The 26,952-nt window shown below is 71.8% G+C and carries 32 protein-coding genes; 15 read left to right on the top strand and 17 right to left on the bottom strand.

Features of this window, described 5'->3' with window-relative positions; all coding sequences use genetic code 11:
• Positions 1-286 precede the first annotated feature (286 nt).
• Positions 287-2,377: a bifunctional diguanylate cyclase/phosphodiesterase gene (locus tag V5P93_RS36040; RefSeq protein WP_245931255.1), complete on the top strand. Its 2,091-nt coding sequence runs from the start codon at positions 287-289 to the stop codon at positions 2,375-2,377.
• Between the two features lie 25 nt (positions 2,378-2,402).
• Here V5P93_RS36040 and V5P93_RS36035 read toward each other — a convergent pair whose 3' ends face one another.
• Positions 2,403-2,855, bottom strand: coding sequence for an SRPBCC domain-containing protein (locus V5P93_RS36035; protein ID WP_104479126.1), 453 nt, complete (start codon positions 2,853-2,855; stop codon positions 2,403-2,405).
• A 71-nt stretch (positions 2,856-2,926) separates the two neighbouring features.
• Between V5P93_RS36035 and V5P93_RS36030 the strand changes: the two genes are divergently transcribed.
• Both V5P93_RS36030 and V5P93_RS36025 read left to right on the top strand, forming a co-directional pair.
• A complete protein-coding gene (locus tag V5P93_RS36030; protein WP_104479125.1) occupies positions 2,927-3,517 on the top strand; it encodes a CGNR zinc finger domain-containing protein in 591 nt (196 codons plus the stop codon).
• 60 nt (positions 3,518-3,577) lie between these two features.
• Positions 3,578-4,531, top strand: a complete 954-nt coding sequence (locus tag V5P93_RS36025) for a helix-turn-helix transcriptional regulator (RefSeq protein ID WP_104479124.1) — start codon at positions 3,578-3,580, stop codon at positions 4,529-4,531.
• 4 nt (positions 4,532-4,535) lie between these two features.
• Here the strand turns inward: V5P93_RS36025 and V5P93_RS36020 are convergent, their stop codons facing one another.
• Positions 4,536-5,075 carry a type VII secretion system-associated protein gene (locus tag V5P93_RS36020; protein ID WP_104479424.1) on the bottom strand — a complete coding sequence of 180 codons (540 nt, stop codon included), beginning with the start codon at positions 5,073-5,075 and terminating at the stop codon, positions 4,536-4,538.
• Positions 5,076-5,268: 193 nt separating this feature from the next.
• Between V5P93_RS36020 and V5P93_RS36015 the strand changes: the two genes are divergently transcribed.
• The 4 genes from V5P93_RS36015 to V5P93_RS36000 all read left to right on the top strand — a co-directional run bounded on the left by V5P93_RS36015 (position 5,269) and on the right by V5P93_RS36000 (position 8,319).
• Positions 5,269-5,652, top strand: a complete 384-nt coding sequence (locus V5P93_RS36015; RefSeq protein WP_104479123.1) for a hypothetical protein — start codon at positions 5,269-5,271, stop codon at positions 5,650-5,652.
• A gap of 53 nt (positions 5,653-5,705) precedes the next feature.
• Positions 5,706-7,037, top strand: a complete 1,332-nt coding sequence (locus tag V5P93_RS36010) for a PPE domain-containing protein (protein ID WP_104479122.1) — start codon at positions 5,706-5,708, stop codon at positions 7,035-7,037.
• Positions 7,038-7,072: 35 nt separating this feature from the next.
• Complete coding sequence (locus V5P93_RS36005; RefSeq protein WP_104479423.1) at positions 7,073-7,858, top strand: ESX secretion-associated protein EspG; 786 nt, start codon at positions 7,073-7,075, stop codon at positions 7,856-7,858.
• Between the two features lie 116 nt (positions 7,859-7,974).
• Positions 7,975-8,319: a sterol carrier family protein gene (locus tag V5P93_RS36000; RefSeq protein ID WP_181043503.1), complete on the top strand. Its 345-nt coding sequence runs from the start codon at positions 7,975-7,977 to the stop codon at positions 8,317-8,319.
• A 31-nt stretch (positions 8,320-8,350) separates the two neighbouring features.
• Here V5P93_RS36000 and V5P93_RS35995 read toward each other — a convergent pair whose 3' ends face one another.
• Complete coding sequence (locus V5P93_RS35995; protein WP_181043471.1) at positions 8,351-9,022, bottom strand: TVP38/TMEM64 family protein; 672 nt, start codon at positions 9,020-9,022, stop codon at positions 8,351-8,353.
• A gap of 146 nt (positions 9,023-9,168) precedes the next feature.
• Between V5P93_RS35995 and purF the strand changes: the two genes are divergently transcribed.
• The 6 genes from purF (at position 9,169) to V5P93_RS35965 (ending at position 15,151) form a co-directional block, all read left to right on the top strand.
• On the top strand, positions 9,169-10,674 hold the full coding sequence (purF, locus tag V5P93_RS35990; RefSeq protein WP_104479421.1) for an amidophosphoribosyltransferase: 1,506 nt from the start codon (positions 9,169-9,171) through the stop codon (positions 10,672-10,674).
• 31 nt (positions 10,675-10,705) lie between these two features.
• Positions 10,706-11,794 (top strand): phosphoribosylformylglycinamidine cyclo-ligase, encoded by a 1,089-nt coding sequence (gene purM, locus V5P93_RS35985; RefSeq protein ID WP_104479120.1) that lies wholly within the window; start codon positions 10,706-10,708, stop codon positions 11,792-11,794.
• Positions 11,795-12,206: 412 nt separating this feature from the next.
• Entirely contained in the window at positions 12,207-12,716 is a 510-nt protein-coding gene (locus V5P93_RS35980; RefSeq protein ID WP_104479119.1) for a SigE family RNA polymerase sigma factor, read from the top strand.
• Positions 12,713-13,507, top strand: coding sequence for a hypothetical protein (locus V5P93_RS35975; protein ID WP_104479118.1), 795 nt, complete (start codon positions 12,713-12,715; stop codon positions 13,505-13,507). Before V5P93_RS35980 ends, V5P93_RS35975 begins: the two co-directional genes overlap by 4 nt.
• Positions 13,508-13,526: 19 nt before the next feature.
• Positions 13,527-13,964 carry an alternative ribosome rescue aminoacyl-tRNA hydrolase ArfB gene (gene arfB / locus V5P93_RS35970; RefSeq protein WP_181043470.1) on the top strand — a complete coding sequence of 146 codons (438 nt, stop codon included), beginning with the start codon at positions 13,527-13,529 and terminating at the stop codon, positions 13,962-13,964.
• A gap of 122 nt (positions 13,965-14,086) precedes the next feature.
• Positions 14,087-15,151 (top strand): NADH:flavin oxidoreductase/NADH oxidase, encoded by a 1,065-nt coding sequence (locus V5P93_RS35965; RefSeq protein ID WP_104479117.1) that lies wholly within the window; start codon positions 14,087-14,089, stop codon positions 15,149-15,151.
• A 104-nt stretch (positions 15,152-15,255) separates the two neighbouring features.
• Here V5P93_RS35965 and V5P93_RS35960 read toward each other — a convergent pair whose 3' ends face one another.
• On the bottom strand, positions 15,256-15,441 hold the full coding sequence (locus V5P93_RS35960; protein WP_104479116.1) for a DUF3073 domain-containing protein: 186 nt from the start codon (positions 15,439-15,441) through the stop codon (positions 15,256-15,258).
• Between the two features lie 227 nt (positions 15,442-15,668).
• Between V5P93_RS35960 and V5P93_RS35955 the strand changes: the two genes are divergently transcribed.
• Positions 15,669-16,547 carry a hypothetical protein gene (locus tag V5P93_RS35955; RefSeq protein ID WP_104479115.1) on the top strand — a complete coding sequence of 293 codons (879 nt, stop codon included), beginning with the start codon at positions 15,669-15,671 and terminating at the stop codon, positions 16,545-16,547.
• A 107-nt stretch (positions 16,548-16,654) separates the two neighbouring features.
• Here the strand turns inward: V5P93_RS35955 and V5P93_RS35950 are convergent, their stop codons facing one another.
• From V5P93_RS35950 to V5P93_RS35930, 5 genes are read right to left on the bottom strand one after another with little or no spacing between them, the layout of a single operon-like run.
• On the bottom strand, positions 16,655-17,620 hold the full coding sequence (locus V5P93_RS35950) for an asparaginase (RefSeq protein WP_104479114.1): 966 nt from the start codon (positions 17,618-17,620) through the stop codon (positions 16,655-16,657).
• Positions 17,617-18,195: an aerial mycelium formation protein gene (locus V5P93_RS35945; protein ID WP_104479419.1), complete on the bottom strand. Its 579-nt coding sequence runs from the start codon at positions 18,193-18,195 to the stop codon at positions 17,617-17,619. Before V5P93_RS35945 ends, V5P93_RS35950 begins: the two co-directional genes overlap by 4 nt.
• A gap of 55 nt (positions 18,196-18,250) precedes the next feature.
• A complete protein-coding gene (locus tag V5P93_RS35940) occupies positions 18,251-19,096 on the bottom strand; it encodes a 3-keto-5-aminohexanoate cleavage protein (RefSeq protein ID WP_104479113.1) in 846 nt (281 codons plus the stop codon).
• 47 nt (positions 19,097-19,143) lie between these two features.
• Positions 19,144-20,259: a folate-binding protein YgfZ gene (locus V5P93_RS35935; RefSeq protein WP_104479112.1), complete on the bottom strand. Its 1,116-nt coding sequence runs from the start codon at positions 20,257-20,259 to the stop codon at positions 19,144-19,146.
• Positions 20,256-20,636 carry a transcriptional repressor gene (locus tag V5P93_RS35930; protein WP_181043502.1) on the bottom strand — a complete coding sequence of 127 codons (381 nt, stop codon included), beginning with the start codon at positions 20,634-20,636 and terminating at the stop codon, positions 20,256-20,258. Before V5P93_RS35930 ends, V5P93_RS35935 begins: the two co-directional genes overlap by 4 nt.
• Before the next feature lie 99 nt (positions 20,637-20,735).
• Here V5P93_RS35930 and V5P93_RS35925 point away from each other — a divergent pair, with 99 nt between their 5' ends.
• Positions 20,736-21,590: an aminodeoxychorismate lyase gene (locus V5P93_RS35925; RefSeq protein WP_104479110.1), complete on the top strand. Its 855-nt coding sequence runs from the start codon at positions 20,736-20,738 to the stop codon at positions 21,588-21,590.
• 77 nt (positions 21,591-21,667) lie between these two features.
• On the opposite strand, the gene V5P93_RS35920 is transcribed toward V5P93_RS35925, so the two are convergent.
• From V5P93_RS35920 to V5P93_RS35885, 8 genes are all read right to left on the bottom strand, one after another.
• Positions 21,668-22,093 carry a transposase family protein gene (locus V5P93_RS35920; protein WP_245931289.1) on the bottom strand — a complete coding sequence of 142 codons (426 nt, stop codon included), beginning with the start codon at positions 22,091-22,093 and terminating at the stop codon, positions 21,668-21,670.
• A gap of 209 nt (positions 22,094-22,302) precedes the next feature.
• Positions 22,303-23,169 carry a biotin-dependent carboxyltransferase family protein gene (locus tag V5P93_RS35915; RefSeq protein ID WP_104479109.1) on the bottom strand — a complete coding sequence of 289 codons (867 nt, stop codon included), beginning with the start codon at positions 23,167-23,169 and terminating at the stop codon, positions 22,303-22,305.
• Positions 23,166-23,786 (bottom strand): allophanate hydrolase subunit 1, encoded by a 621-nt coding sequence (locus tag V5P93_RS35910; RefSeq protein ID WP_104479108.1) that lies wholly within the window; start codon positions 23,784-23,786, stop codon positions 23,166-23,168. The genes V5P93_RS35915 and V5P93_RS35910 overlap by 4 nt, the downstream gene beginning before the upstream one ends.
• Before the next feature lie 15 nt (positions 23,787-23,801).
• Positions 23,802-24,434, bottom strand: coding sequence for an FABP family protein (locus V5P93_RS35905; RefSeq protein ID WP_104479107.1), 633 nt, complete (start codon positions 24,432-24,434; stop codon positions 23,802-23,804).
• A 207-nt stretch (positions 24,435-24,641) separates the two neighbouring features.
• On the bottom strand, positions 24,642-24,947 hold the full coding sequence (locus tag V5P93_RS35900; RefSeq protein ID WP_104479106.1) for a DUF1416 domain-containing protein: 306 nt from the start codon (positions 24,945-24,947) through the stop codon (positions 24,642-24,644).
• Between the two features lie 38 nt (positions 24,948-24,985).
• Complete coding sequence (locus tag V5P93_RS35895; protein ID WP_104479105.1) at positions 24,986-25,825, bottom strand: sulfurtransferase; 840 nt, start codon at positions 25,823-25,825, stop codon at positions 24,986-24,988.
• On the bottom strand, positions 25,822-26,268 hold the full coding sequence (locus tag V5P93_RS35890) for a DUF4395 domain-containing protein (RefSeq protein WP_245931288.1): 447 nt from the start codon (positions 26,266-26,268) through the stop codon (positions 25,822-25,824). Before V5P93_RS35890 ends, V5P93_RS35895 begins: the two co-directional genes overlap by 4 nt.
• A gap of 270 nt (positions 26,269-26,538) precedes the next feature.
• Positions 26,539-26,952, bottom strand: coding sequence for a thioredoxin family protein (locus V5P93_RS35885; protein WP_104479103.1), 414 nt, complete (start codon positions 26,950-26,952; stop codon positions 26,539-26,541).

Here is a 26,952-nt window from a genome sequence, read left to right as displayed (position 1 = left end):
TGATCGTGACCACCCGTGCGTCGATTGTGATCGGATAACTATCCGATTGTCATGTCGACGTGTGGAGAATTGACTACTTCGGGGGTGACCAGGGGTGAGCGGGCTCTGGCATGGTGGAAAAGTTCCTCACGCCCCGCGCACGGCGAGCGCATTGGGTAGTCACGTGGGTGCGCTAGGTCAACCCGAAACTTCCCGGCCGCAAAACTCGCATCCGGGCTGGCTACCTGGCGTTGAACGGGCGAGACTTTGCGTGGAGATCGACCGGTGCTCGCGGGAAGGGAGAACGGTGGGCGGACCCGACGCGTTCGCGCGCATGTGGGCGACCGTGCTCACCGAGACCGGTTACGTGGCCATGGACCACCGCCGTCTCGTCGACCAGGTCCGCGAGTACACCGAGGTGCTGCTGGCGGGCCTGCGCGCGGACCGGTTCAACCCGGAGCCGGTCGAGCGGATCGGCGCGGGCATGGTCGCGCTGCGCCTGGCGGGCGCCCAGACCCTCGGCGCGTCGCTGCAACTCATCGGCGCCGACCTGCTGCGCGTCGTGGGGGGCGACGACCTGCGCCCCGAACTGCTGCCCGCCGTCCAAGGCGCGTTCGCCGCCGGGTTCGCCACCGCGATGCGCGAGAAGGTCTTCCGCGACCAGGAGTCCATCCGCCGCGCCGCGCTGGAGGCCCGCCGCGGCGCCGAGTCCGCGCTGATGGCCAGCGAGGCCCGGTTCCGCGCGATGTTCAACCAGGCCGCCATCGGCATCGCCATCGCCGACCCGGACGGCACGCTGCTGGAGGTCAACCGGGCGCTGTCGGAGATGCTCGGCTACCGGGTCGACCAGCTGCGCGGGATGAACGTCACCCGGCTGCGCTTCCCCGACGAGCCCGCCGCCATGCGCCGCCCGCTGGAGGAGATCAGCACCGGCGCCCGCGACCACTACCGGATGGAGCGGCTGCTGCGCCGCTCCGACGGCACCCCGCTGTGGACCGACCTGACGGTGTCGCTGGTGCGCGACGCGACCGGGGCGCCGCAGTACCTGGTCGGCATGCTGGAGGACATCACCGACCGGCACATGCTGGAGGAGCGGCTGCGCCACCAGGCCAACCACGACCCGCTGACCGGGCTGGGCAACCGGGCGCTGTTCACCGAACGGCTGACCGCCGCCTTCGCCAGGGGCGGCAGGCACCGGGTCGGCCTCTGCTACCTCGACCTCGACGGCTTCAAGGTCATCAACGACAGCCTCGGCCACGACATCGGCGACGACCTGCTGGTCGCCGTCGCCGCCCGACTCGACGCGCTGGTCACCGGCACCGGCCGGATGGTCGCGCGGATGGGCGGCGACGAGTTCGTGGTGCTGGTCGAGGACAACTCCGGCCGCGCCGAACTGGTCGCCCTCGCCGAGCGGATCCTGTCCGCGCTGGCCGAACCGGTGCCGATCGGCGGCCACCGGCTCGCCGTGTCCGCCAGCATCGGCCTGGTCGAGCGCTCGGTGGTCGGCGCGACGCCCGCCGAGACCATGCGCGACGCCGACGTCACCCTGTACTGGGCCAAGGCCGACGGCAAGAACCGCTGGGCGGGCTACGACCCCGACCGCAACGCCCGCGAGGTCGCCCGCTTCACCCTCTCCGCGCGGATGCCCGCCGCGGTGGAGAGCGAGGAGTTCTACGTCGACTACCAGCCGATCGTCCGGCTGAGCGACGGGGAACTGGTCGGTGTGGAGGCCCTGGTCCGCTGGGCGCACCCCGAGTTCGGGCGGCTCGGGCCCGACCAGTTCATCGGCTTGGCCGAGGAAACCGGCCTGATCGTCCCCCTCGGCCGGTGGGTGCTGCGCGAAGCCACCCGCCAAGCCCGCCGCTGGCACGACACATACGGGGACCGGGCCCCGGTCGTGAGCGTCAACCTGGCGGCCCGGCAGACCGAGGAACCGACCCTGGTCGCGGACGTGGCCACGATCATCCGCGCGGCGAACCTGCCGCCGTCGTCGATCCAGCTGGAGCTGACCGAGAGCGCCATCATGAACACCACCGGGGGGCCGCTGCGCACCCTGCGGGAGCTGGCGGACATGGGGATCCGGATCGCGATCGACGACTTCGGGACGGGGTACTCGAACCTGGCGTACCTGCGGCACCTGCCGGTGCACGCGATCAAGCTGGCGGGGTCGTTCATGGAGGGGCTGCGGGACTCACCGACGGCGGACCCGGCGGACGCGCAGATCGTCACCACGCTGGTCACGTTGTCGCACGCGCTGGGGCACGTGGTGATCGCGGAAGGGGTGGAGGACCCGGAGCAGGCGGATCGCTTGCGGGAGTTCGGCTGCGACAACGCCCAGGGCTGGCTCTTCGCGAAACCCGGTCGTCCGGAGGAAATCGAGCGGTGGTTGGAGAAGTAGTTCCACCACACCGGTAAATGCTTGATCAGCGCTGAGCGAGGGCCGTGGTGAAAGCCTCCATCACGCCCTGCCAGTGCACCCGCTGTTGTGCCCGCTCGACCGCGTTCGCCAGCCACTCCTGGTGGAACCGGATGGTCGTCTTCCCCTCCTTCTCGCTGATCGCCACCTGCACCGTCGTGACGTGGTCCCAGCCCCTCGGCTGCCAAGTCAGCCGAATCCGGTCACAATCCCGGTAGCTGCGCGTCTCACCCGTGGTACCCGCGCTCGTCGTGTACCGCGCACCCGTGGTCCGATCCACCACCGCGCCCGCTCCGAGCCAGATCGCCACCCCGTCGCGGCTGGTCAGGAACGCCCAGACCGACTCCTTCGTCCTCGGCACGGTCTTCGACACGCCGACCTGCCAGCCCGCGTCGCGGGTGCGGCCGACGTCGGAGTTGAGGACGGCGTCGGTGCGGGTGAACGAGACCGGCTTGGTCATGGTGGTGCTCCTCGGGGCGGGGACTCGTGTAACCGGTTTAAGCGGTTCACGACACCGACTATAGTGGTTACATGCGGGTCCTGACCACACCCTCCGGCGTGCGCTACAAGTTCGAGCCCGGCGCCTTCAGTCTGGAACTGCTGCTCACCGGCGGTCCGGCGCCCTACGACCACTACGAGGTGCTGCACAGGCCCGAGGACCTGGTCGACTGGTTGGCCGACTCGATGCTCGCCGATCTCGCCCCGCTGGTGGACCTGCGGATCCGGCAGCCCGAACTCGCCAGGATCAAGCACCTCCGTGACATCTTGTGGCTGGTTGTGCCCGCGATGACAAGAGCGCAACGGCTGGAACCCGCGCAGCTGGCCGTTATCAACGACTCGGCGGCGCAGGTGCCGCGTCCGGCAGTGAATCCGGTAACCGGAGAACGGCGTTGGGTGGGGCCGGTCACCGGGGCGGAAATCCTCGGCGCGGCTGCCCGTGACGCCATCGACCTGCTGACCACCGACCGTCGGGAGCGGGTGCGGGAGTGTGCTGCCGATGACTGCACGCTGCTGTTCCTCGACACCTCTCGGCCCGGGACGCGGCGGTGGTGCTCGATGCAGCGGTGCGGCAACCGCCACAAAGTGGGCAATTACCGGGCTGGAGCTTCGATTCCCGGGTAAGCCGATGCGGGGGCGTCAACCGCTTTCCTTTACCGGCGGGAAACTGATTATTGGTACGCCATGGAAAAGCGTGAACCGACCATCCGCAGTCGCGAGCTCGGCGACGGAATGCGTGCCGCGATGGACCGGGCCCGGCTCAACGGCGTGCGAACCGCCCAGCGGCTGGGCTGGTCCAAGAGCAAGCTGTCCCGCATGCTGCTGGGCACCCGGGGCGTCTCGCCCGGCGACCTGGCCGCGTTCTTCGAGGTCTGCGCGGTCACCGAGGACGAGCGCGACCGGATGTTCAAGCTGTGCGCGGAGATGCGCGTCCCCGGCTGGTTCCGGGTGCACGAGGCCCGGCTGCCCGCGCGCCTGCGCACCGTCATCGACCACGAGCTCCAGGCCTCGACCATCACCGAGTTCAGCCTGAACGCCCTGCCCGCCCTGCTGCGCACCGACGACTACGCCCGCGCCCTGATCGCCGCCAAGGTGACCGTCGAACCGGAGGAGGCCGAGGAACGGCTGGTCGCCCGCAGCGCGCGCAGGCAGCGGCTCAAGACCGACAGCTCCCTCAACACCGTCTTCTACCTGCACGAGTTCGCGCTGCGGCTGCCCGTCGGCGACGGCGAGGTGATGTCCGACCAGCTCCACGACCTGCTGCGGATGTCGGTGCGCGACCACATCACCGTGCGCGTGGTGCCCGCCGCCGCCGGTGCGCACGCGGGCTTGGGCGGCGGGTTCCGGCTGCTGGAGTTCCTCGACTTCAAGCCGGTCGTGCACCTGGCGCACGAACTGTCCTGGCAGTTCCTGGACCGGCCCGGCGAGGTCACCGCGTACCGCGCGGTCGTCGACGCGCTCGACCGGGTCGCGCTGGAGCCGGACGAGTCCCGGGTGCTGATCGCCGACATCGCGGTCGCCGCCTACGGCGGTGGTCTCAGCCTGGCCGAGGTCGGCGGGCTGGAGCAGGGGAATCCCTTGACGGACAGGGGATTGCCGGTCGAGGAGCCGGGCGGCGAGGTGCCCGGCGCGGGGTGAGCGCTCAGCGCAGGTGGGCGGCGGGCACCACGGCGGTGATCGGTCCCTGCGGGTTCACCACCAGGGGGTGGCCGCGCAGGTGCGCGGCCACGTCACGGCCGCGCATCGCGCGCCAGCCCGGCCAGCTCCCCGGCACGTGCGCCGCCGAGGTGCACACCGGCACCATCACCGTGCCGTCGTGGTTGGGGAAGCCGGTGAGCGCCCGGTCGGCCGACGACCGGGCGAACACCAGGACCGTCGCGTCCCGCAGCGCGGGCAGCAGGTCGGTGTGCGCGCGGTGGCGGGTGTGGATGAGCTGGAGCACCTTTTCCAGCCTGTTGGCCGCGACCGGCATCCGCAGCGCGGTCGGTGACGGGCGGTAGCCGCGGTTGGGGCGGAACCCGTCGCCGATCTCGCCGCGCGCGTCCACCGGGTAGGCGCCGACGATGCCCCAGGACGGCACGTCCTCGTGCTGGCCGAACTCCGGGTCGATCACGTACAGCCAGCTGTTGGGGTTGGAGCGCGCGCTGGCGCGCATCTCGAGCGTGATCTCGGGTCGGTCCATCGTCGCCTCCCGGGCGCGGTGCGGGTCCGGCACATCCTAGGCGGGATGCTCACGTGGCGTGACCGGAGCGCTCCCGAGCGCAGCGCGCGCGGAAATCTCCCCACCGGTTCGACCAATAACGCGGGAACCCCTCCACCAGCGCGACCATCAGAGATAGAGTCGCGACAAACCTCAGGACCAGGGAGTCAACACGGTGTTTCTAGCCGATGGCGGCGGGGGGAGTTCCGCTCCTGCGGGACCCGCCTACGCCGGAACACAGACCCTCCGCATCGAACCGTCCGCGATCCCGGGTGCGCTCGCGGCCTTCCGCGAGGCGCACGACCGGGTCGCCAAGAAGGTCGCGGCGCTCGACGGGTTGCAGGTGCCGCGCTGGGCGAACGACCCGGTCAGCGGCGAGACGGCGACCCAGTTCACCGAGCGCACCAACGGTGGCGGCGTGGACTCGGCGATCGCGTGCCTGCGTGGTTACGAGACCCAGCTGCAGAACGCGATCACCGCGCTGGAGAAGGCCGAGCAGGGCTACACGGCCACCGAGGGCACGAACTCCGCGATGTGGGGCAAGCACCACCACTCGTGACCCGAGCCCCGTCCCCGACCTTTCGCACGTTCTAGACCGAGGGTGATCCGAAGATGGTTATGCACAGGTGGCAGGGGTACGACCACAAGCAACTGCACGACATGATCAACGGCGGGCCCGGCCCGTCCGCGTCGACCCCGCAGACGGAGTACTGGGACAACCTCAACTCCGAGCTCGCCCAGATCGACGCCGACCTCAACGCCAAGCTCGGCACCCTGCAGGCCGCCTGGGAGGGCAGCGCCGGTGAGCAGGCGCACGCGGGCCTGACGCCGCTGCAGCAGTGGGCCACGGACGCGCAGTCCGGCGCCACCGGCATGCGCGCCTCCACCGAGTACCAGGCCGACATGATCGCCCGGGCCCGCGCGGAGATGCCGGAGCCGGTCGAGGTCACCACCCCGGCCCCCTCGGCGTGGGACGTCGCGGGCGCGGGCCTCGGCATGGCCGTCGGCCTGCCCGGCCCGGCGATGGACGTCGCGTTGCAGGCCGCCGACCACGAGGCCCAGGAGCAGGCGCAGTCCGCCGCCTCGCAGAAGGCCGTGGACACCATGGACAGCTACCAGTCCAGCAGCAGCTTCAACACCGCGACGCTCGGTGAGTTCGTGCCCCCGCCGGACGTGGTCATCTCCACCCCGGAGCCCTCCGGCGGCACCAACTACGCCGCCAGCTCGTTCAGCTCCGGCTTCGGCGGCACCGGCCACACCCCGACCTACACCACGACCGACCACTCGGTCGGCAACGTCGGCGTCGGCGGCAAGCCCGCGCAGTTCCACCCCGGCGGCACCGACTTCCAGGGCGGCCACCAGGTCTCCTGGGACCAGGGCAACGGCCAGGTCAAGCCGGGCACGTTCAACCCGGTGACCGGCGGCGGCACCACGCCGTCGAGCTTCACCCCCGTGCAGTCGGCGCACCTCGACCCGAACCTGCACAACTTCAACAACCAGTTCACCAACAACCCCGGCAGCCCGAACTTCAACCAGTCGCCGAGCGCGGGCCAGTTCCAGGGCCAGCTCGGTGTCCCGGTGTCCGGGGCCGAAGGCGGACGTGTGCTGGGTGGTCCCGGCGGCGGTGGGTCCGGCGGCGGCGCGAACGGCCTCGGCGGCACCGGTGCCACCGCGGGCAACGAGGCGGCCAAGGGCCAGCTCGGCCGCGGCGGCATGTCCGGTGCGGGCGGGATGGGCGCGGGCGAGAACGTCATGGGCACCCGTGGCGGCGCGGCGGCCGGTGCCGGTCGTGGTGGCCTCGGCGGCCCGATGGGTTCGAACGGCCAGCAGAACGGCGAGAACGACGAGGAAGAGTTCGAGTCGGCCACCTACCTGGTCGAGACGGACGACGTCTTCGGCGACGAGCGCCGCGTCTCGCAGGCCGTGCTCGGCGCCGACGAGTGACCCTCTTCACCGACATCGCTTTCGGAGACACGCAGGTGGAGAGCTCGCCGGTATCGCTGTCCGCCCTGGAGTTCGACGTGCTCTGGGAGCACCTCTCGCCGGGGACCATGCCGCTGGTGGTCAAGGTGCCATCACCGGGGAAGACGTACGAGGAGCGCGCGGAGCTGGAAGAGCGCGCCTGGGCGGGGCTCGAAGCGCGGGGCATCGGCCGCAAGGTCGACCTGGACCCCGAGATCGAGCACCTGTTCGGCGTGCTCGCCCGGCCCGAGCACGAGGTGGACGGGCGCACGTGGGTCGGCCGCGGTGTGCGGCTGCTCGCCTGCGCCGCCGGTCGCGACGGCGTGCTGGCGGTGCTCAGCGACGACACCGTCACGCTGAGCCGCACCTCGCCGATCAGCCTGCCGTCGGCCGCCGTGGGCGTCCTGCCCCCGGTGGCCGCCGGACCCGGCCAGTCGGTCACGGTGCGCACGGTGGACTTCGAGTACGCCGCGAAGGCCACCGAGCGCACCCCGAAGGCGTTCGAGAACGCCCTGCTGTCCCAGGGCGTCCGGGGCGCGGACGCGACGGCGCTGACGGAGATGATCGGCGACGTCCGCGGCACCGGGAACTTCGGAGCCGCCGCCCGGGACCGCCTCGGCAGGCGGCTGCGGGCGGAGCGGGTGGTGTCGTTCTTCGACACGGACAACGGCCGCTACGTGCAGATCCGCCGCGCGTCGCCGGACCGCACGCTGTGGACGACCATCTCGCCCGCGGACAACCGCAGGATGGTCCACCACATCGAAGAGGTGCTGGGCGAAGTAGTCCGGGACGCGGAAAACTGAGCTGATTCCGCCCGCCGCCCGGCATCGTTCCCGGCTTGGCGGCCGACCGTCGACAAGTCCCGGAAGACGTAGGTGACACTGGGTCTGTGCCGAGGAAAAGTGTCGACCCGACCGAGATGCGTGCGGCTGTCGCCGTCGTCCTGCCCTGGCTGGACGGCGGCGACAAGCCCGAACGGACCCCGTTGGCCGCTGCGGTGCGGTTGAGCCTGCGCACGCTGGAACAGGACGCCCCGGGGCATACCGTCGAGGTGCGCGTGCCGCCTTTCGCGGCCATCCAGTGCATCGAGGGTCCACGGCACACCCGTGGTACACCGCCGAACGTCATCGAGACGGATCCGAAGACGTGGCTGGAGTTGGCGACCGGGCGCGTCGGCTGGGGCGAGGCGGTGGCGGACGGTCGGGTGTCCGCTTCGGGCAGTCGGGCCGACCTTTCCGGACTGCTTCCTCTGCTGCGCTTCTAGGCGGTCGAGATTTCCCGGTGGGCCAAGGGGTTCAGGCCGCGAGCCGTTCCTCCTCGTCGGTCAGCTCGCCGACCGGGGTCCCGCTGCGACGGAGCACGACGTACAGACCGACCCCGCCGACCACGGCCAACACGGCGTAGATCGCGAGCAGGGCGGGCGGGGTCGTCCCGGTGAGGGCGTCGCCCAGGACCACGGCGGCGGCGGTGCCGGGGAGGCTGCCGAGGAACGTGCCGATCAGGAACGGTCGCATCGGGATGGTCGAGAGGCCGCAGCAGTAGTTCATCGCCGAGAACGGGACCATCGGGACCAACCGCAGCGACGTCACCGCGCCCAGGCCGCCACCGGAGAGCCGGGCGTTGACCGCGCGGACCGCGCCGCGTTCGAGGTGGGGCTCGACCAGCCTCCTGCCGAGACCCCTGGCCAGGCCGAACGCCAGCACCGAGGCCAGCATGGTCGCCACCATCGACACCGCCACACCCGCCGGTCCGCCGAGCAGCAGACCCGCCGTCAGGTTGAACACCGTGCGCGGGATGGGGGCCACGGTGAGCAGCGAGTACGCCAGCAGGAACAGCACCGGCGTGGCCCACCCCGCGTCCTGCGCCCAGGTGCGGACCTCGACCGGGCTGGGGATCGGCACCAGCGAGCCCGCCACCACCAGGGCGACGGCTCCCAACAGGATGATCAAGGTGGCGCGTGCGGACACCCCCACACGGTAATGGCAAGGGCGGGTCGGTGACCGGGCCCACCTTCCGGTGGTGAACGCACCCCGAAGCAGCGCTTACACTGGGGTGCAGCCTCACTCCGTCCACAGGGAGCGCTTCGGTGGCCGACCAGTTCCGCACTGGCCCAATGCCCGTCTCCGACCAGCCGGAAGTCGAGCCCCGCGAAGAATGCGGCGTGTTCGGCGTCTGGGCGCCAGGCGAGGAGGTGGCGAAGCTCACCTACTACGGCCTGTACGCACTCCAGCACCGAGGGCAGGAAGCGGCGGGCATCTCGGTCGCCGACGGCAGCCAGATAGTCGTCTTCAAGGACCTCGGCCTCGTGAGCCAGGTCTTCGACGAGCAGGTCCTCTCGTCGCTGCGCGGCCACGTCGCCGTCGGGCACTGCCGGTACTCCACCACCGGCTCCACCACCTGGGAGAACGCCCAACCGACGTTCCGCACCACGGCGATCGGCAGCGGTCTGTCCCTCGGGCACAACGGCAACCTGGTCAACACCGCGGAGCTGCGCGAGCGGGCCGTCGAACAGGGCCTGCTGAGCCGCAACGGCGCCACCACCGACTCCGACCTGCTGACCGGCCTGCTGGCCGCGGGCGCGGCGGACAAGGGGCTGGAGCAGGCCGCGGTGGAGCTGCTGCCGACCGTGCGCGGCGCCTACTGCCTGGTCTTCTCCGACGAGTCCACCCTCTACGCCGCCCGCGACCCGCACGGCGTGCGCCCGCTGGTCCTGGGGCGGCTGGAGCGGGGCTGGGTGGTCGCGAGCGAGACCGCCGCGCTGGACATCGTCGGCGCGTCGTTCGTCCGGGAGGTCGAGCCGGGCGAGCTGATCGCGATCGACGCGGCCGGGCTGCGCTCGTCGCGCTTCGCCACGCCGGACCCCAAGGGCTGCCTGTTCGAGTACATCTACCTGGCCCGGCCGGACACCACGATCGCGGGCCGCTCGGTGCACGCGACCCGGGTGGAGATCGGCCGCAAGCTCGCCGCCGAGCAGCCGGTCGAGGCCGACCTGGTGGTGCCGGTGCCGGAGTCCGGCGTGCCCGCGGCCATCGGGTACGCGCAGGCCAGCGGCATCCCGTACGGCACGGCGCTGGTGAAGAACGCCTACGTCGGCCGCACCTTCATCCAGCCGTCGCAGACCATCCGGCAGCTGGGCATCCGGCTCAAGCTCAACCCCCTGCGCGATGTCATCCGCGGTAAGCGGCTCGTCGTCGTCGACGACACCATCGTGCGCGGCAACACCCAGCGCGCGCTGGTGCGGATGCTGCGCGAGGCCGGGGCCCTCGAGGTGCACGTGCGCATCGCGGCGCCGCCGATCCGCTGGCCGTGCTTCTACGGCATCGACTTCGCGTCCCGCGCGGAGCTGATCGCCAACGGCCTCGACCTGGACGGCATCCGCCGCTCCATCGGGGCGGACTCGCTGGGCTACGCGACCCTGGAGTCGCTGATCGCGGCCAGCGAGCAGCCCAAGACCCGGCTGTGCTCGGCCTGCTTCACCGGCGAGTACCCGATCGAGCTGCCCGAGGACGCGCTGATCGGGAAGCACCTGCTGGAGGGCATCGAGAAGGGCGTGGCGGGCGCCGCCGCGCCGCTGGCCCCAGCCGGGTACGGTGCCGAAGACGCGCTTCGGCGTCCGTGACCCCCCTTAATCCACCGACACCGATTGCGCCATGACTGACAACAGTTCACCCGAGTCCACCGTCAACGCCACCTACGCCGCGGCCGGGGTGAGCATCGAGGCAGGCGACGAGGCCGTCGAGAAGCTCAGGCCGTGGGCGGACAAGGCGACCCGGCCGGAGGTGCTGGGCGGCATCGGCGGGTTCGCCGGTCTGTTCCGGTTGAAGCTCGACCGCTGGCGCGAACCGGTCCTGGCCTCGTCCACCGACGGCGTCGGCACCAAGATCGCCGTGGCGCAGGCGCTGGACGTGCACGACACGGTGGGCATCGACCTGGTCGCGATGGTCGTCGACGACCTGGTGGTGTGCGGTGCCGAGCCGCTGTTCCTGCAGGACTACATCGCGGTTGGCAAGGTCCTGCCGGACCGGATCGCGGCGCTGGTCAAGGGCATCAGCGAGGGCTGCGTGCAGGCGGGCTGCGCGCTGCTGGGCGGGGAGACCGCCGAACACCCCGGCCTGATGTCGGACGGCGCGTACGACCTGTCGGCCACCGGCGTCGGCGTGGTCGAGGCCGACCAGGTGCTCGGCCCGGACCGGGTGCGCCCGGGGGACGTGCTCATCGGCATGGGCTCCTCCGGCCTGCACTCCAACGGCTACTCGCTGGCCCGGCACGTGCTGCTGCAGATCGGGCGGATCCCGCTGTCCGGCCACGTCGAGGAGTTCGGCCGCACCCTGGGCGAGGAGATGCTGGAGCCGACCCGCATCTACGCCAAGGACTGCCTGGCCCTGGTGGCGGAGGCCGAGGTGCGCACCTTCGCCCACATCACCGGCGGCGGCCTGGCCGCCAACCTGGCCCGGGTCATCCCCAACGGCCTGCGCGCGGGCCTGGACCGGGGCACCTGGTCCCCGCAGCCGATCTTCTCCATGATCGCCCAGCGGGGCCGCGTGGCCCGCGAGGAGATGGAGCGCACCTTCAACATGGGCGTCGGCATGGTGGCCGTGGTGGCGCCGGAGGACGTCGACCGGGCCCTCGCCATCCTCACGGCCCGGCACGTGCCGTCGTGGATCCTGGGTGAGGTCCGCCCCGCCGAGGACGCGAACGCCCCCCGCGCCGAACTCCACGGCGAACACCCGCGCTTCTGACCCCAGTAGACCACCGACTGCCCCGACCTGGCCGAAGGTCGGGGCAGTCGTCTTTGCCGCGACCCAGCCTCACCCCACCTCGAGATGATCTTGCCCGCGCCTCGACCCGCCGCCGGCGGGTTGTCCACATGGGCGGCGCGCATCCACAGGCTTTCGCCACGCCTTCCCCGCTGCCCGTGCGCCGATAGACTGGAGCAGGGCTGTCCCCCCAGAGGAGGGCGGGGGCTGTCCTGGGTCCGGGCGGGGTGGTGAAACAGTTGTCGGCCAGGTGATGGCCTGCCGAGCCCGCAGTCGGGCACTCTCGCCGCGGCCGAAGTGACCCCGCTCTCTGATCCGCGAAATCACGACACCCCTCAGGCAACCTCGTCCGGTACGCCCCCGTACTACAGGCTGACCGAGGGAGGTACCCACCGTGCCGGACCGGGATGCGGAGTTCGGGGAGTTCCTGGACAGCCGGGCAGGAGTCATGCGCCGGACCGCGTTCCTGCTCAGCGGTGGCGACTGGCACCGCGCCGAGGACTTGGTGCAGACCACGCTCGCCAAGATCTACGTGGCCTGGCCGCGGCTCAACCGCGAGGGGGGTGTCGACGCCTACTCCCGCAAGGTCATGGTCCGCACCGCCATCGACGAGTCCCGGCGGGCGTTCCGCAGACGTGAGAACGTCGTTGACGAGTTACCCGAGGTCGGGGTCGATCCCGCCGGGGTCGACGACGCCGTGGACGTGCGGCGGGCGCTCGCCCAGCTCCCCGCCGGGCAGCGGGCCGTGGTCGTCCTGCGCTACTGGGAGGACCTGTCGGTGTCCGAGACCGCCCAGGTGCTGGGCAAGAGCGAGGGCACGATCAAGAGCCAGGCCGCCAAGGGCCTGGCCACGCTGCGGAGGTTGCTGGCTGGGGGCCGGGTGCTGGTGGAGGGCCAACTGTGACCGACGACGTGCGCGAACTCCTCGAGGTCGCACTGCGCGGTGAGCCGCCGATGGGGCTGGACCGGGCGGGGGTCATCGCCGACGGCAAGCGCAGGCTGCGCAGGCGACGGCAGGCGGCGGTCGGTGGGGTGACGCTGGCGGTGGCGTTCGCGGTCTTCGGCGCGGCGGCCATCTCCGGTGGGGCGTTCGGTCTGCGCCCCGAGCAGGTCGGGCCCGCGGCACCGCCGCCGTCGACCTCGTCGTCGGTCGACCCGGGCGCGCCCGCGGCGGCCCCGGCACCCGTGAGCACGGTCACCCAGAGCCCCGTGGCGCCCTCGACGTCACCCGGCACGCGGGCACCCGAGATGGAGTACCCCGACTACTCCACCTTCGCGACGTCCATGCGGGAGATGGCCAAGAAGTGGCCCGCCGAGATATTCACGAAGACCTCGTACGAGGGCGCGTACGAGTGGAACACCAAGGGCCCCGACGGCTGGATGAAGGCGACCCTGCACACCAAGCTCGGCAACCGGCTGCTGACCGTGCGGATGTACTACACCGGCGAGTTCAGCCACAGCACGGCCTGCCAGCAGCAGCCGTCCTGCTACACCAGGGTCCAGGACCGGACTCCCCTGCGGGTCACCCGCACCGAGGAGCGGCCCACCATCGTCCAGGTCGTCGCGGACCGGCCGGACGGGCGCACCGTCGAGGTCACCGAGACCATCGGCGAGGGCAGCGGCTGGCGCTTCGACCAGGTCCTGGGGGACGACCTCCTGATCTCCATCGCCGTCGGCGCCGGTCCGCGCGGATAACCCGCTTGCCCCGTCCGGCATGCTGGACGACGTGTCCGAGTTGGTGGTGTCCTCCGCGCTGGTGATCCCGGCGGCCGAGTTGCGCGAGCGGTTCTCCCGCTCCTCCGGCCCCGGTGGTCAGGGCGTCAACACCGCCGACAGCCGGGTCGAGTTGAGCTTCGACGTCGTCCGCTCCCCGTCGGTCCCCGAGCACCTGCGCGAGCGGATGGTGGCCCGGCTGGCGAACCGGCTGGTCGACGGCGTGCTCACGATCGCCGCCAGCGAGTACCGCGCCCAGTTGGCCAACCGCGCCGCCGCCCGCGAGCGCTTAGCCGCGCTGCTGCGCCAGGCCGCCGCGCCGCCGCCGCCCAAGCGGCGCGACACCAAGCCCAGCCGGGGCGCCCGCGAGCGCAGGCTCACCGCGAAGCGCCAGCGGTCGCTCACCAAGCAGTCGCGGCGAGTGACGCGGGACGAGTAGCACCCCCGTGTGACCCTCACCTGATCGGGAACATCCCACCCGTCCCCCGGCGCTGTGCGTGTCGACGACCCAGGTTCGGCGATCCTCGAACCTGGGGCCAACGCCACGGGAGGGGACCCCGAGTGAGCCTGCTGTTCAGCCCGTTGACCCTGCGGTCGACCACGCTGCCGAACCGGATCGCGGTCAGCCCCATGTGCCAGTACTCGGCCACCGACGGGCTGCCGGACAACTGGCACCTGGTGCACCTGGGCTCGCGCGCGGTCGGCGGCGCCGGGCTGGTGATCGCCGAGGCCACCGCGGTCGAGCCGATCGGCCGCATCGCGCCGCAGGACACCGGCATCTGGTCGGCCCGGCACGTGCAGGCCTGGCGGCCGATCACCGAATTCATCCGGTCCCAGGGATCGGTGCCCGGCATCCAGCTCGCGCACGCGGGCCGCAAGGGCTCCACCTACAGCCCCTGGGTCGAGCGGAGCGGCGGGGTGGCCGACGAGGACGGCGGCTGGACCCCGGTCGGGCCGACCGACGAGCCGTTCACCCCCGAGTACCGGGTGCCGCAAGCGCTTTCGGCCGCGGAGATCGAGGCCCTGGTCGACACCTGGGCGCAGGCCGCCAGGTTCGCCGTCGAGGCGGGTTTCGAGGTCGTCGAGGTGCACGCCGCGCACGGCTACCTGCTGCACGAGTTCCTGTCGCCCCTGACCAACACCCGCACCGACGCGTACGGCGGCGACGCGGCCCGCAGGCTCGCGTTCCCGCTGGCGGTCGTCCGGGCCGTACGCGCGGCCGTGGGTCCCGACCTGCCGGTCTTCGTGCGGATCTCGGCCACCGACTGGACCGACGGCGGGCTCACCGTCGACGATTCCGTGGAGATCTCCCGCGCGCTGGCCGCGGCGGGCGCCGACCTGGTCGACGTGTCCTCCGGCGGCAACGTCGCGGACGCGCGGATCACCACCGGGCCCGGCTACCAGGTGCCCTTCGCCGACGCGATCCGGCGCAAGGCCGAGGTGGCCACCGCGGCGGTCGGCGAGATCACCGAAGCGCACCAGGCCGAACGGGTCCTCGCGGACGGGTCGGCAGACCTGGTGCTGCTGGGTCGCGAGCTGCTGCGCGACCCGTACTGGCCGCATCGCGCCGCAGCGGCGCTCGGTGTGGGGGCCACCCCACCGGTCCAGTACGCGCGGGCGCTCTGAGCCGAACCGTGCAGGCCGTCCCGGTGTCCGGGACGGCCTGCACGGTTTACGTGAGGGGGTTCAGCGGCGTGGGGCCCAGCACCCGGGAGCACTGGACCCGGGATTCATCGCCGGTAGTCGTCGTACTCGTCCTCGGACGAGTCGTCGAATCGGTCACCCTGATCGTGACCGTCGTCGGACCCGCCACCCGACAGCTCGCGCTGCAAGGCGTCGAAGTCCGTTGGTTGTGAGCTGTACTTGAGCTCCCGGGCCACCTTCGTTTGCTTGGCCTTAGCTCGGCCGCGCCCCATGGCTCGACCCCCTCGCACAGTGACGGGGCGGCCGGGGGAACGGCGGCCCCGTAGATGTCGACAGTTGATTCCTGCCAGCTACCGTACCGTGCCGAAGGGGTTCGATGCGACGCGGCACGGTGTGCAGAACCTGACATCACCGAGAACTGCGCTCGGCCGGTCCGGCGAACCTCGCGAATCCCTCGCCCCGGCGCCACCGCGCCCCGGGTTCGTGGAAGCATGGAGGGGTGCCTCGACCGTTCGTCGCCTATCTGCGGGTGTACGAACCGTTGTCCACCTTCGCCGAGCCCCTGGCAGGCCTGCTGCGCGGCGCCGTCGAGGTGGGCGGCCTCGACCGGGCCGACGCCGCCGCCCGCGAGCGCGAGGTATGGCTCAAGTCACAGCTGGCGGGTTCGGTGCTCCCGGGCGAGTTGCCCGACGGCAGGCCGACCCCCAGCTCCATCCGCGACCTGCTGGTCATCGACCCGGCCGAGGTGCCGGGCAGCGCGGCCGGGTCGGGGCCGCTGGTGTGCCCGCTGGACCTGCGGGCCCGCTCGGCCGCGGCGATGGTCGGGTTCCTGGCCACCTCCGGGTCGGTGCTGCGCGACGCCGTGCTCGGCTCCCCGCCGGACGCGATCCGCCGCAAGGCCACCAGCGTGCTCGGGGAGCTGCCCAGCGGGGCGGTGCACGTCGTGTCCACCACCTGGACCGTGCCGCTGCCCTGGTTCTCCCTGGTCGACCCGGACGCCCGGCACGTGGTGCTGGCCCCGCGCGAGGACCCGCGGCGCGAGGTGTTCTGGCGCGCCACCCTGGCCGACGCCCTGGCCCGCGTGGAGCGGGCGCACACGCTCACCAAGCGCACCTTCGGCGAGACCGGCCCGACCAAGGTCCTGGCCGACACCGCGCAGTGGCTGGGCAACTTCGCCGAGGGCTCCGCGGTCGAACTCGACTACGGCGGCCTGGTGCAGCTGCTCACCGACGAGGAGCTGACCGAGGACTCGTCCGCCGAGGACGTGCACGCCATCCTCGACGCCATCGAGCGCTCGGACCCCGGTGAGGTCGGCGAGCGCTTCGAGCGCCTCCGGGACTTCTGGGGCGACCTAGCGGCTCGCGAGCAGCTGAACTGAGACATGTCCACCCGCCACCGCTCCGGACCCGGCGGGTGAACGCTGCCGGGCATCGGGGCGGCGGGACCAGTCCAGCTCGTCGAGGTGACGGCTGAGCGGGAGTCGGCTCAGTCCAGCTTGTCGAGCAGGCCGTCGGTCAGGCGGGCCGCGCCGACCGGGACGCCGCCGCCGAGCACGTCGTGCTCCGCCTTCTCCGCCAGCTCGGGGGCGTCGTAGCCGAGCGCGCGCAGCACGCCGACCAGGATCGGGGTGCGGGGGCGCGGGGCGCCGTCGTCGATCTTCATGGCCATCGCGGTGCCGTCCGGCAGCACCATCGCGTGCACACCCTCCGCGCCACCCTTGACCAGCAGGCCGGGGATGGCCTCCATCAGCTCGGAGTCGTCGCGGTCGGTGCCGCCGACCAGGAACGGGTGCGCGCGCATCGCGTCGGCCACCCGCCTGCGCCGGGTGCCCGGCGCGGCCAGGACCAGCCGGGTGTAGCCGGTGGCCAGGCCCGCCAGGGTCAGGGCGAACAGCGGGGCACCGCAGCCGTCGACGCCGATCGTGGCGATCGGCTCGCCGGTCATGTCCTCCACGGCGTCGGCGATGGCCGCCTGCGCGGGGTGCTCCGGGTCGAGGTAGCCGCGGGTGTCCCAACCCTGCTGGGCGCTGACCGCCAGCATCGCGGCGTGCTTGCCGGAGCAGTTCATCGCCGCCGCCCGCTTGCCGCCGCCCCCGGCGATCACCCGGTTGCGCGCGGCCTGGTTCAGCGGCCAGTCGGGCGGGCAGCCCAGGTCGGTCTCCGACAGGCCGTTCTTGGCGAGGATGCCCAGCACCTGCTCCACGTGCTCGGACTCGCCGCTGTGCGAGGCGCACCCCACGGCGAGGTCGGCGTCGTCGGGCAGGTCGAGGCCCGCGCGCAGCAGCCCGAGGGCCTGTAGCGGCTTGTTGCTCGACCGGGTGAAGACCGGCTCGTGCACCTCGCCGAGGGCGAGCCGGACCCGGCCGTCCGGGGCGAGCACGACGACCGACCCGCGGTGGATCGACTCGACGAAACCGGACCGCAGCACCTCGACTAAGACGGGGTTGTTCAGCGGGACTCGCCTCCTGGCCGCTCGCCGCGCTCGGCGGCCAGCAGATCGTCGACGGAGGCGCTGCCCGCCCGGTAGCGGCCGCCGATCTCGTCGTTGAGCAGGTCCATGACCCGCTGCACCTCGCGCCTGCGCTGGGAGACCGAGGCCTCCTCGGCCTGGTAGGTGCGCAGCGCCAGGGCCAGCCGGTCGTCGGGGAGCGCGCCGACGTCGGAGAGGTCGGCGTCGGACACCAGCGCCTCCACGTGCCTGCGGTGCGCCTCGGCCCGGGACGGTTCCATGGTCTGGTAGCGGCCGGAGCCGGTGGCCGGGCCGACGGCGTTGTCCGCCAGGATCACGGCGAGCTGGTCCACCACCGAGGTGGACTCGCCGCTGGCCCGCCTGCGCTGCTCGGCGCGCACGATGTCGATCCGGCCGTGCAGCAGCCTGCGCAGGTAGGACAGGTCCGTCTCCTCCTGCGCCGCGTCGTCGCGGCGCACCCGGACCTCGGCCAGGCCCAGTCCGGCCAGGCCCTCGACGTACTCGGGCGACAGGACCCTATCGATGCGCCTGCGCCCTCCCGGGCGGACTTCGATCACGGGCACATCCTCCGCCACTCGGTGCTCGATCGCCATATCTTGACGACAACGGCGTTCAGCTCGCCACCCCCAGAAGTACCCTCGACTCTTCCGGACCAATCGGCGGGCGCTGAGCGATCCTCGCCAAACCGGACGCCCGGGCCACGAGCTGCGCGTTGTCCTTCACGCGCTCCCCCTTGGCGTAGGTGGTGGTGTCCTCCATCCCCACCCGGACGTGTCCACCGGCGGAGAGCGACGCCAGCAGCACCGGGATGCTCGCCCGGCCGACCCCGGTCGCGGAGAACGTCGCCCCTTCGGGGATCAACCGCAGCGCGGCGGCGAAGGTCTCGAGGTCGCCCGCCATCCCGCCGGGGACACCCATGACCAGGTCGACGTGGACACGCCCACCCGCGGGCGGGCCGTGCCGGTCGAGCAGGCGGTGCAGGCTGGTCAGCTGGCCGAGGTCGAAGATCTCGTACTCGGGCACGATCCCGCGGTCCTGCATCCGGGTGTGGAGTTCGACGATGAACTCCCACCGGTTGAGGAAGACGTCGGTGCCGAAGTTGACCGTCCCCATGGTGCAGGAGGCGGAATCCGGGAGGGCGTCGAGAACCGCCAACCGGTCCTCCTCGGAGTCGGTGACCGCCCCACCGGTGGAGAGCTGGACGACGAGCCGGGTGTGCTCGCGCACCGCGGCGACCGTCTCCCGCAGCCGCGCGAGGTCGAGCGTGGGCCGGGCGTCGTCGTCGCGGATGTGAATGTGGATCATCGACGCGCCGACGCGCTCGCAGTCCTGCGCGGTTTTCACCAACTCCCCAAGGGTTACGGGGAGGTTCGGCACGTCTTCCTTGCGGTGCTCGGCCCCGGTTGGCGCGACGGTGATGAGCGTGCCCTGCGCACCGGGCCGAGAAGTCGCCGACATACCGCGATCCTGGCACAGGGCACGGGTTGCCACCGACGGCAGGCGGACTATCCGCGCAGGCCCTGCGCCGCCGCGCGGCCGAGCGCCGGGGTGTCCTCGGGCACCGAGTCCGGGTCGATCGAGGCCTGGGTGGCCTCCGCGCCGACCGCCAGCGCCGTGCCGGGCTCGACGGACCGCTTCACCAGGGCCAGCGCGATCGGGCCGAGTTCGTGGTGCTGCACCGCCGACCCCACCCGGCCGACGACCCGCTCGCCCGCCTTGACCGGCGCACCGGTCTCCGGCAGCACGTCCGCCGCGCCGTCGAGGTGCAGCAGCAGCATCCGGCGCGGGGGGCGGCCGACATTGTGGACCTTGGACACCGTCTCCTGGCCGCGGTAGCAGCCCTTCGCCACGTGCGCGGCGACGTGGACCCAGTTCACCTCGTGCGGGATCGACTTCTCGTCGGTGTCCACACCGAGCCGGGGCCGCAGCGACTCCACCCGCAGCGCCTCGAAGCCCAGTGACCCCATGGGACGGGCGCCCGCGTCGGTGATCCGGTCCCACCACTCGCGCAGCTCTTCCCGTGGTACCAACAGGTCCGCCGCGTCGTGGCCGGGCCACGGCATCCGGCGCACGACCACGCTGCCGCCCTGGGCGACCGCGTACGGGCCCGTCGGGACCGGGAGTCCCAGCTTCGCCAGGAGGTCCGGGGTTTCCGGGCCGACGAGCGACAGCACGGCCCGCTCCGCCGTCGCGTCCCTCGGCTCCACTTTGGACCAGAAGACCATCTGCTCGAAGTACTCCAGCAGCGGCACCCGGCCGCCGCGCGCGCCGGTCGCGACGGCGCCCCGCTCGGTGTCCAGCCAGACGGTGCCGTCCACGTGGGCCAGCAGCATGTGCGCGTCGACGCGGCCCTGGCTGTCGAGCACCAAGGCCTCGGTGCCCGCGCCGTCGGCCAGCTCGGTGACGTGCTGGGAGATCACCAGGTGCAGCCAAGACAACCGCTCGTCGCCGGGGACCGCGATCACCTCGCGGTGGGAGCGGTCCACCACCGCGACCTTCCGGGACGCGGCGCGCTGCTCGGCGAACGGGTCGCCGAAGTGCCAGGGGACCTCGTGGTCGAGCGCCCCGTCCGGCGCGGGGACGGCACCCGGGGCGGTGCGCAGGGGGGAGTGGTCGGTCACTTGTTCTCCTGGGAGCAGCTTTGGCACGTGCCGGACAGCGCCAGGTGGCTGGCGTCCAGCACGAACCCGTGCCGCGCCCGCAGTGTTCCGCACAGCTCGTCCATCACCGCGCGCGGCGACTCGTCGACGTGGCCGCAGCGGTGGCAGACCAGGTGGACGTGCTGGTGCTCGTGGACCGAGTAGGTCGGCGCGCCGTGACCCAGGTGGGTGTGGCGGACCAGGCTGAGGCCTTCGAGCAGTTCCAGCGTGCGGTAGATGGTGGTGATGTTGACCGTGGGCGTGGTGCGCTGGACCCGCTGGCAGACCTGCTCCGGGGTCGCGTGCTCCAGCTCCAGCAGCGCGTCGAGCACGAGCTGGCGCTGGGGCGTCATCCGCATCCCGCGCTCGTGCAGGGTCTCCCGCAGCTGCGCGCGGCGGGTCTCCAGCGGCTGGGTCTCCACCCTCCCGATGGTAGGCCCCGGCGTAGGGTCTGGCCCATGCGCGTGCTGGTGATGTTGGACGGAACCCCCGGTGGCACCCTCGCCGACCCCGACGCCACCCACGTGCGCGTCGACGACCTGGGCGTGACCCGGGGCGACGGCGTGTTCGAGAGCGTGCTCGTCGTGGACGGCGCGCCCCGCGAACTCGACGCCCACCTGGACCGCTTGGCCCGCTCCGCCGCGATGCTCGAGCTACCGGTACCCGACCGGTCGGCCTGGGCGGCGGCGGTCCGCACGGTGCTGGCGGCGTGGCCGTTAGCGGGTGAGATGGCGGTCAAGCTGGTCTGCACCCGAGGCCCCGAATACGGCGACGGCGGCCCGACGGCGTTCGCGCTCGGGTTCGAGGTCCCCGCCAAGTCGCGGCGCAACCGGACGGCGGGCGTGACCGCCGTGACCCTGGAACGCGGCTTCGACCCGGCCATCGTGGAACGCGCCCCCTGGCTCCTGCTGGGCGCGAAGACCCTGTCCTACGCGGTCAACATGGCCGCCAACCGCTACGCGGAGTCGGTGGGCGCGGACGAGGTCATCTTCATCGCGGCGGACAACACGGTCCTCGAGGGACCGACGTCGACGGTCGTGCTGGTCACCGACCGCACATTGCGCACGCCGCCGCCGACCAGCGGCGTGCTGCTTGGCACCACCCAAGCCGCGTTGTTCCGGGCTGCTGAGCGGGCGGGCTGGACGACCAAGGTCGAACCAGTGGACCGCGCGGAGCTGACTGCGGCTGACGGCCTGTTCGTGGTTTCCAGCATCCGCAAGATCAGCCGAATCCGGGCACTCGACGGCGTGGCCCTCCCCGACGCCACCGACCTCTGCACCGAACTGAACGCGCTGTACGAGTCGGAGTACTAGCGGCACCGGCGGCCACCGCCCGCTCAATTTCCTTTGATCGCGAGTTGTCCACATGCGTCGAACTCGTCCACAGAGGGTTATTCAGTGGTGTAGAAATAGAGGCCGATAACAGCCGAGATGGTGTCGGTGAAGGTGTTGATGGGTCGCCGGTAGTCGGTGTGGAGAACGCGCCAGGTCTTGAATTGGGCGATGGCGCGTTCGACCACGACACGGATTGAGTTGTGCTGTCGGTTGAAATCTATTTCCCAGTCGGGTTGTTCGCGGTTTCGGGGTTTTCTGATCAGGGTGAGGATGCCGCTGCCGATGTAGCCCTTGTCGCCGGGCCAGGTGCCGGGGTCTCGTCCGTCGAGAATGTGTGAGGCTTTCAAGCCGACGATGTCGTTCCGGGATCCCGGTATCGGATCCGATACCCATCTCAAGCGTCCGTCCGGCGTGCACCCGACCTGGACGGTGTGTCCGGTCGTGCGGTGCTTCCCGGAGAACAACTCCGGGCGGAAGGCCATGACCAGCACGGCAGCAGCGCGCCATCCGCGATATGGGAATTGCGGTCATCGAGATCATCGGCCGTCGGAACGCACTGTTCGCCACCCCCTTCGCTGCCCTGCTCCGCCGATAAACTGGAGCAGGGCTGTCCCCCAGAGGAAGGGCGGGGGCTGTGCTTGGGCCCTCGGGGGCGGTTGAATAGTTTGGTCGTTGATTCCTGCTAGTGGGCTCAGGTGCTCGGTCGTAGGCGCACTCTCGTGCCGGGGCGTGCCTGGGCCAGGGCTGCCAGGTGTGCGGCGGGCACGACGCCGACTACTGGGTAGCCGCCGGTTGTTGGGTGGTCGGACAGGAAGATCACCGGTAAGCCGCTCGCGGGCACCTGTACCGCCCCCGTGACCAGCCCCTCGCTCACCAACTCCCGCCCGTCGAACTCCGACGTCCGCCGCAACGGCTCACCCAGCAACCGCAGCCCCACTCGGTTGCTCTCCGGCGACACCGACCACACCGCTCCCGCCAACCGCGCGGTCACGTCCGCGAACCAGTCCTCACGCGGACCCAGCAGCAGCGGGACCACCAGTTCTTCCGGCGCCCGAACCGCGCACACCACATCCGCCCCGACCGGTACCTCGACCACCGCCCCCAGTGGCAGCACATCCCCGACCCTCAGCGGCGCCGGGCCGATGCCGGACAGGATGTCCGTCGACCGCGACCCCAACTGCCGGTCCACCGCCACACCCCCCGACACCGCGAGGTAGCAGCGCAGACCACGCCACGGCGAGCCGATCTCCAACTCCGCCCCCGCCCCCAGGAACAGCGGCGAGTGGGAGTCCACCAGGAGCCCGTCCAGACGGACCGACACGCTGGGGCCAGTCACCGCCACCGTGCAGGGCGCGGAGGCGCGTACTCGCAGCCCACCCAGCACGGTCTCGATCCCGGCCGCGTCCTCCGGGTTCCCGACCAACCGGTTCGCGAGTCGCAGGGATGGTTCGTCCAGTGCGCCCGAAGGGGGGACGCCCAGGTGGGCGTTGCCGGGACGGCCGAGGTCCTGGACAAGGGCCAACGGCCCCGTGGCCAGCACGGTCAGCGCGCGGGTCACGGCCTCGCCTCGAAGCGCACGCGGTCGCCTGGGGACAGCAGTGCGGCCGGGTTGCGGGTGGCGTCGAACAGGGGGTCCACGTCGTCCGCGAGGCGAGCCAGGAGGCGCCAGCCGCCGGGGGAGGATCGGGGGTAGATGCCGGTGAACTCGCCCGCGACGCCTACCGAGCCTGCCGGTACTCGGGTTCGGGGGGTGTCCAGGCGGGGTTGGCAGAGGGGGTCGGGTAGGCCGGTCAGGTAGGCGAAGCCGGGGGCGAAGCCGCAGAACGCGACGGTGTAGGTCGCGCCCGCGTGCAGGGCGATGGTGTCCTCGACCGACAGGCCCGCGGTCGACGCGACCAGGTCCAGGTCCGGGCCGCCGTAGACCACGGGGAGCACGACCTCACCGGCGGTGACCTCAGGCGGAGCGGTCAGGTCGGCCCTCTCCAACACCCCCGGCACCAGGCGCGGGCCGGGGGAGCCGGGGGTGAAGGAAGCCAGGACCGTGCGGGCCGCCGGGACCAGGTCGACCAGGCCGGGGAGGTTCGCCGCGGCCAGTGCGGTGCGCGCGGCGGCTACCTCGGCCAGCGACTCCAGCTCCACCAGCACCGCGTCCGGCCCGCACCGCCGCAGTCGCATCCGCGCGGGCTCGGCTCAGCCGACCACGCGGCGCAGGTACGCCGAGGTGTGGGGCTGGAGTTCCTGGCCGACCATCGCCCGCTCCTCGACGTAGGCCAGGTCGCCGTTGTTGACCAGGCCGTAGAGGCGCTTGGCGGCGTTGACCTCCTTCGCCGAGCCCGTGCGGGTGACCACGTCGGTGTCCAGTTCCCACGACGTCGAGTTGCGCGGGGCGCCGTAGAAGATCTCCGAGATGCCGGTGGCGTGCACCAGCAGGACCTCGATGGTGTCGTCCTCCTGCGGTCGCCACCAGCCCACCTCGCGGGCGGCCGGGCGGATGACCTTGCCTTCGTCGTCGAGCAGCCAGGCGCGCGACTCGTAGGCGAGGAACGGGCGGCCGTCGTGGGCGAAGGTGAGCTGCTGGCCGAACTTCACCGGGCCGTCGATGGTCGGGTAGACCACCTCGCCCTCACCGCGCCAGACGCCTACCAGCGGCAGGAGTGCCAGGCAGGCGTCGTTGAGGTTCGGGCCCTCGCGCAGGTTCGCGGTGTCGGCCGGGATGGGCAGGTCGTCGAACTGCGGCACGTTGCGGTGCCGGGTGGCCTCAGCTCGCTTCTCCGCGGCCTGGATGGCCGCGTCGCCGCTGCCGGGTACGGGGCTCTCGGCCATTACCGCTGGTCAGCGTAGAGGCGGTACAGGACGTACCCGGCGAACCAGGTGGTCAACAGACCCATGAGCACCAGGAGCGAGGTGAAGAAGATTTCCACCCGCAGAGGATAACGCGGGGGCGCGCGCGGCAACGCATGACGCTGCTCCCACCCCGGTACGCGAAGAGGCCCCGGGGACGGATCCCGGGGCCTCTTCACGTACCGATCGTCAGCCGACCGAGACGGCGACCTCGTGCAGACCGGGGCCGCTCGCGCTGACCTTGGTCTCGCCGTTGCCGTCGCGGTGCAGCGCCCGGACCGTCCAGTCACCCGGGGCGGCGAAGAACCGGAAGTCGCCCTCGGCGGAGGACACGACCTCGGCGGTGAACTCGCCGGTGCCGTCCAGCAGCCGCACGAACGCACCGCCGACCGGCTCGCCTGCGCGGGTGACCTTGCCGTTGAGGACGGTCTCCTTGCCCGCGTCCACGGTGGCGGGCAGCGCGGTTCCCTGCTCGGGGGCTCCACAGGAGCTCATGGTGATTCCCTTCGTGTGGTTGCTGGGGCGGACCGGACTCAGTTCTGGGCGCCGACCTCGACGGGGACGCCGACCAGGGAGCCGTACTCGGTCCACGAGCCGTCGTAGTTCTTCACGTCGCTGTAGCCGAGCAGCTCGTGCAGGGCGAACCAGGTGTGCGAGGAGCGCTCGCCGATGCGGCAGTAGGCGATGGTCGCCTTGCCCTCGTCGAGGCCCGCCTCCTGGTACAGCTCGCGCAGCTCGTCGTTGGACTTGAAGGTGCCGTCCTCGTTGGCCGCCTTGCTCCACGGCACGTTGATCGCGGTCGGGATGTGGCCCTTGACCTGCGCCTGCTCCTGCGGCAGGTGCGCCGGGGCGGCGAGCTTGCCGGAGAACTCGTCGGGGGAGCGCACGTCGACCAGGTTCTTGGTGTTGATCGCGGCCACCGCGTCGTCGCGGAACGCGCGCAGCGACAGGTCCTGCTCCTGGGCGGTGTAGCTGGTGGTGGCGCGCTCGACCGCGTCGGCGCTCAGCGGGCGGCCGTCGAGCTCCCACTTCTTGCGGCCGCCGTCGAGCAGCTTGACCGACTGGTGGCCGTAGAGCTTGAAGTACCAGTACGCGTACGCGGCGAACCAGTTGTTGTTGCCGCCGTAGAGGACCACGAGGTCGTCGTTGCCGATGCCGCGCGCGGAGAGCAGCTTCTCGAAGCCCGCGCGGTCGACGAAGTCGCGGCGCACCGGGTCCTGCAGGTCCTGCCGCCAGTCGACCTTGATGGCGCCCGGGATGTGACCGGTGTCGTAGGCGCTGGTGTCCTCGTCGACCTCGACGAACACCACCCCGTCGGCGTTGAGGTTCTCCTCGGCCCACGCGGCCGAAACCAGCACGTCTTCACGGCTCATCGGGCGGTTCCCACTTTCGGTTTGATGATGGACAAACGGTTGAGCAGCACATAGGTCTCGCAGCCGAGGCAGAAGCCGAAGGCGGCGTTGAGGAACGCGGCGGCGAGGGCGAACGCGGTGGCCACGAGGCCGAGCGCGGGCACGTCGAAGGCGTAGCCGAGCGCGCCGACCACGGCGAACCCGAACCCGACGCCCTGGGCGAAGCGCACCGGGGCGGCGTCCTCGCGCTCGTCGGTGGGGGCGAGCCGGGGCGCGACCAGAACCCGGAACAGCGCCGCGTACGGGGCGTACCGGAGCCCGGCGAACGCGCCGACGGCGAACACCAGGGCCTGCGCCGCGAGCAGCGGCCACCAGCCGGTGGCCAGCACCGCGACCAGCACGGCGCTGGTCACCCAGGCGGCGAAACGGGGGCCCCGGGGGTCCACGCTCGCGCGCGGGGGCACCGGTGGGGTGGTGGACAACTGGGGTGGCCTCCTGACCAGGACACGGGCGTGGGGTCCGGTCGGGCGACGGGCCGAAGCGGGCCGCCCGGTCAGGTGCCCCGACACAGGCTGCTGCGCACGCGGCAGAAGTCCACCGCGCGGCGCCTGGTCAGGAAGCTGGACACGGGCGCGAGCGTACCCGCCGCGACGGCGGCGCTGAGAGGGCGTGCCCATTTGGTGGGACGCCGACACCGCCACTTGCGCGCCGCGTTGGCGCAGGTCACACCCCGATCAAGCGCTCAGGTGCGGGCGCAGCGCGGTGAGCAGGTCTTCACGTTTCGGGACGCCGCCGACGCGCAGCAGCTCCATCCCGTCGGCCGCGACGGCCAGCGTGGTCGGGGTGCGCAGCACGGCGAGTTCCTTGGCCAGCTCGGGCCGGTCGGTGAGGTCGATGTCGGCGTAGCCCAGCCCGGCGGTGCCCGCGGCCAGGTCGGTCAGCAGGGCCTTGGCCTGGTGGCAGGTGCCGCAGAACTGGGACGACAGCTGCACCAGGGTCACCCCGTCCGCCGGGTCGAGCACCCGGCGGACGTCCTCGGGGAGCGCGGCGGCGCGCGCCCGGCGGTTCCGGCCGTCGCGCAGCCGCACCAGCCTGCCGACCACCGCGGCCACCAGCAGCGTGCCGAGCGCGACGTAGAGGCCGGTCAC

Source organism: Actinokineospora auranticolor (genome assembly GCF_041897805.1).
In the GTDB taxonomy this organism is placed as follows: domain Bacteria; phylum Actinomycetota; class Actinomycetes; order Mycobacteriales; family Pseudonocardiaceae; genus Actinokineospora; species Actinokineospora auranticolor.
This window is presented reverse-complemented; position numbering and strand designations above follow the sequence as displayed.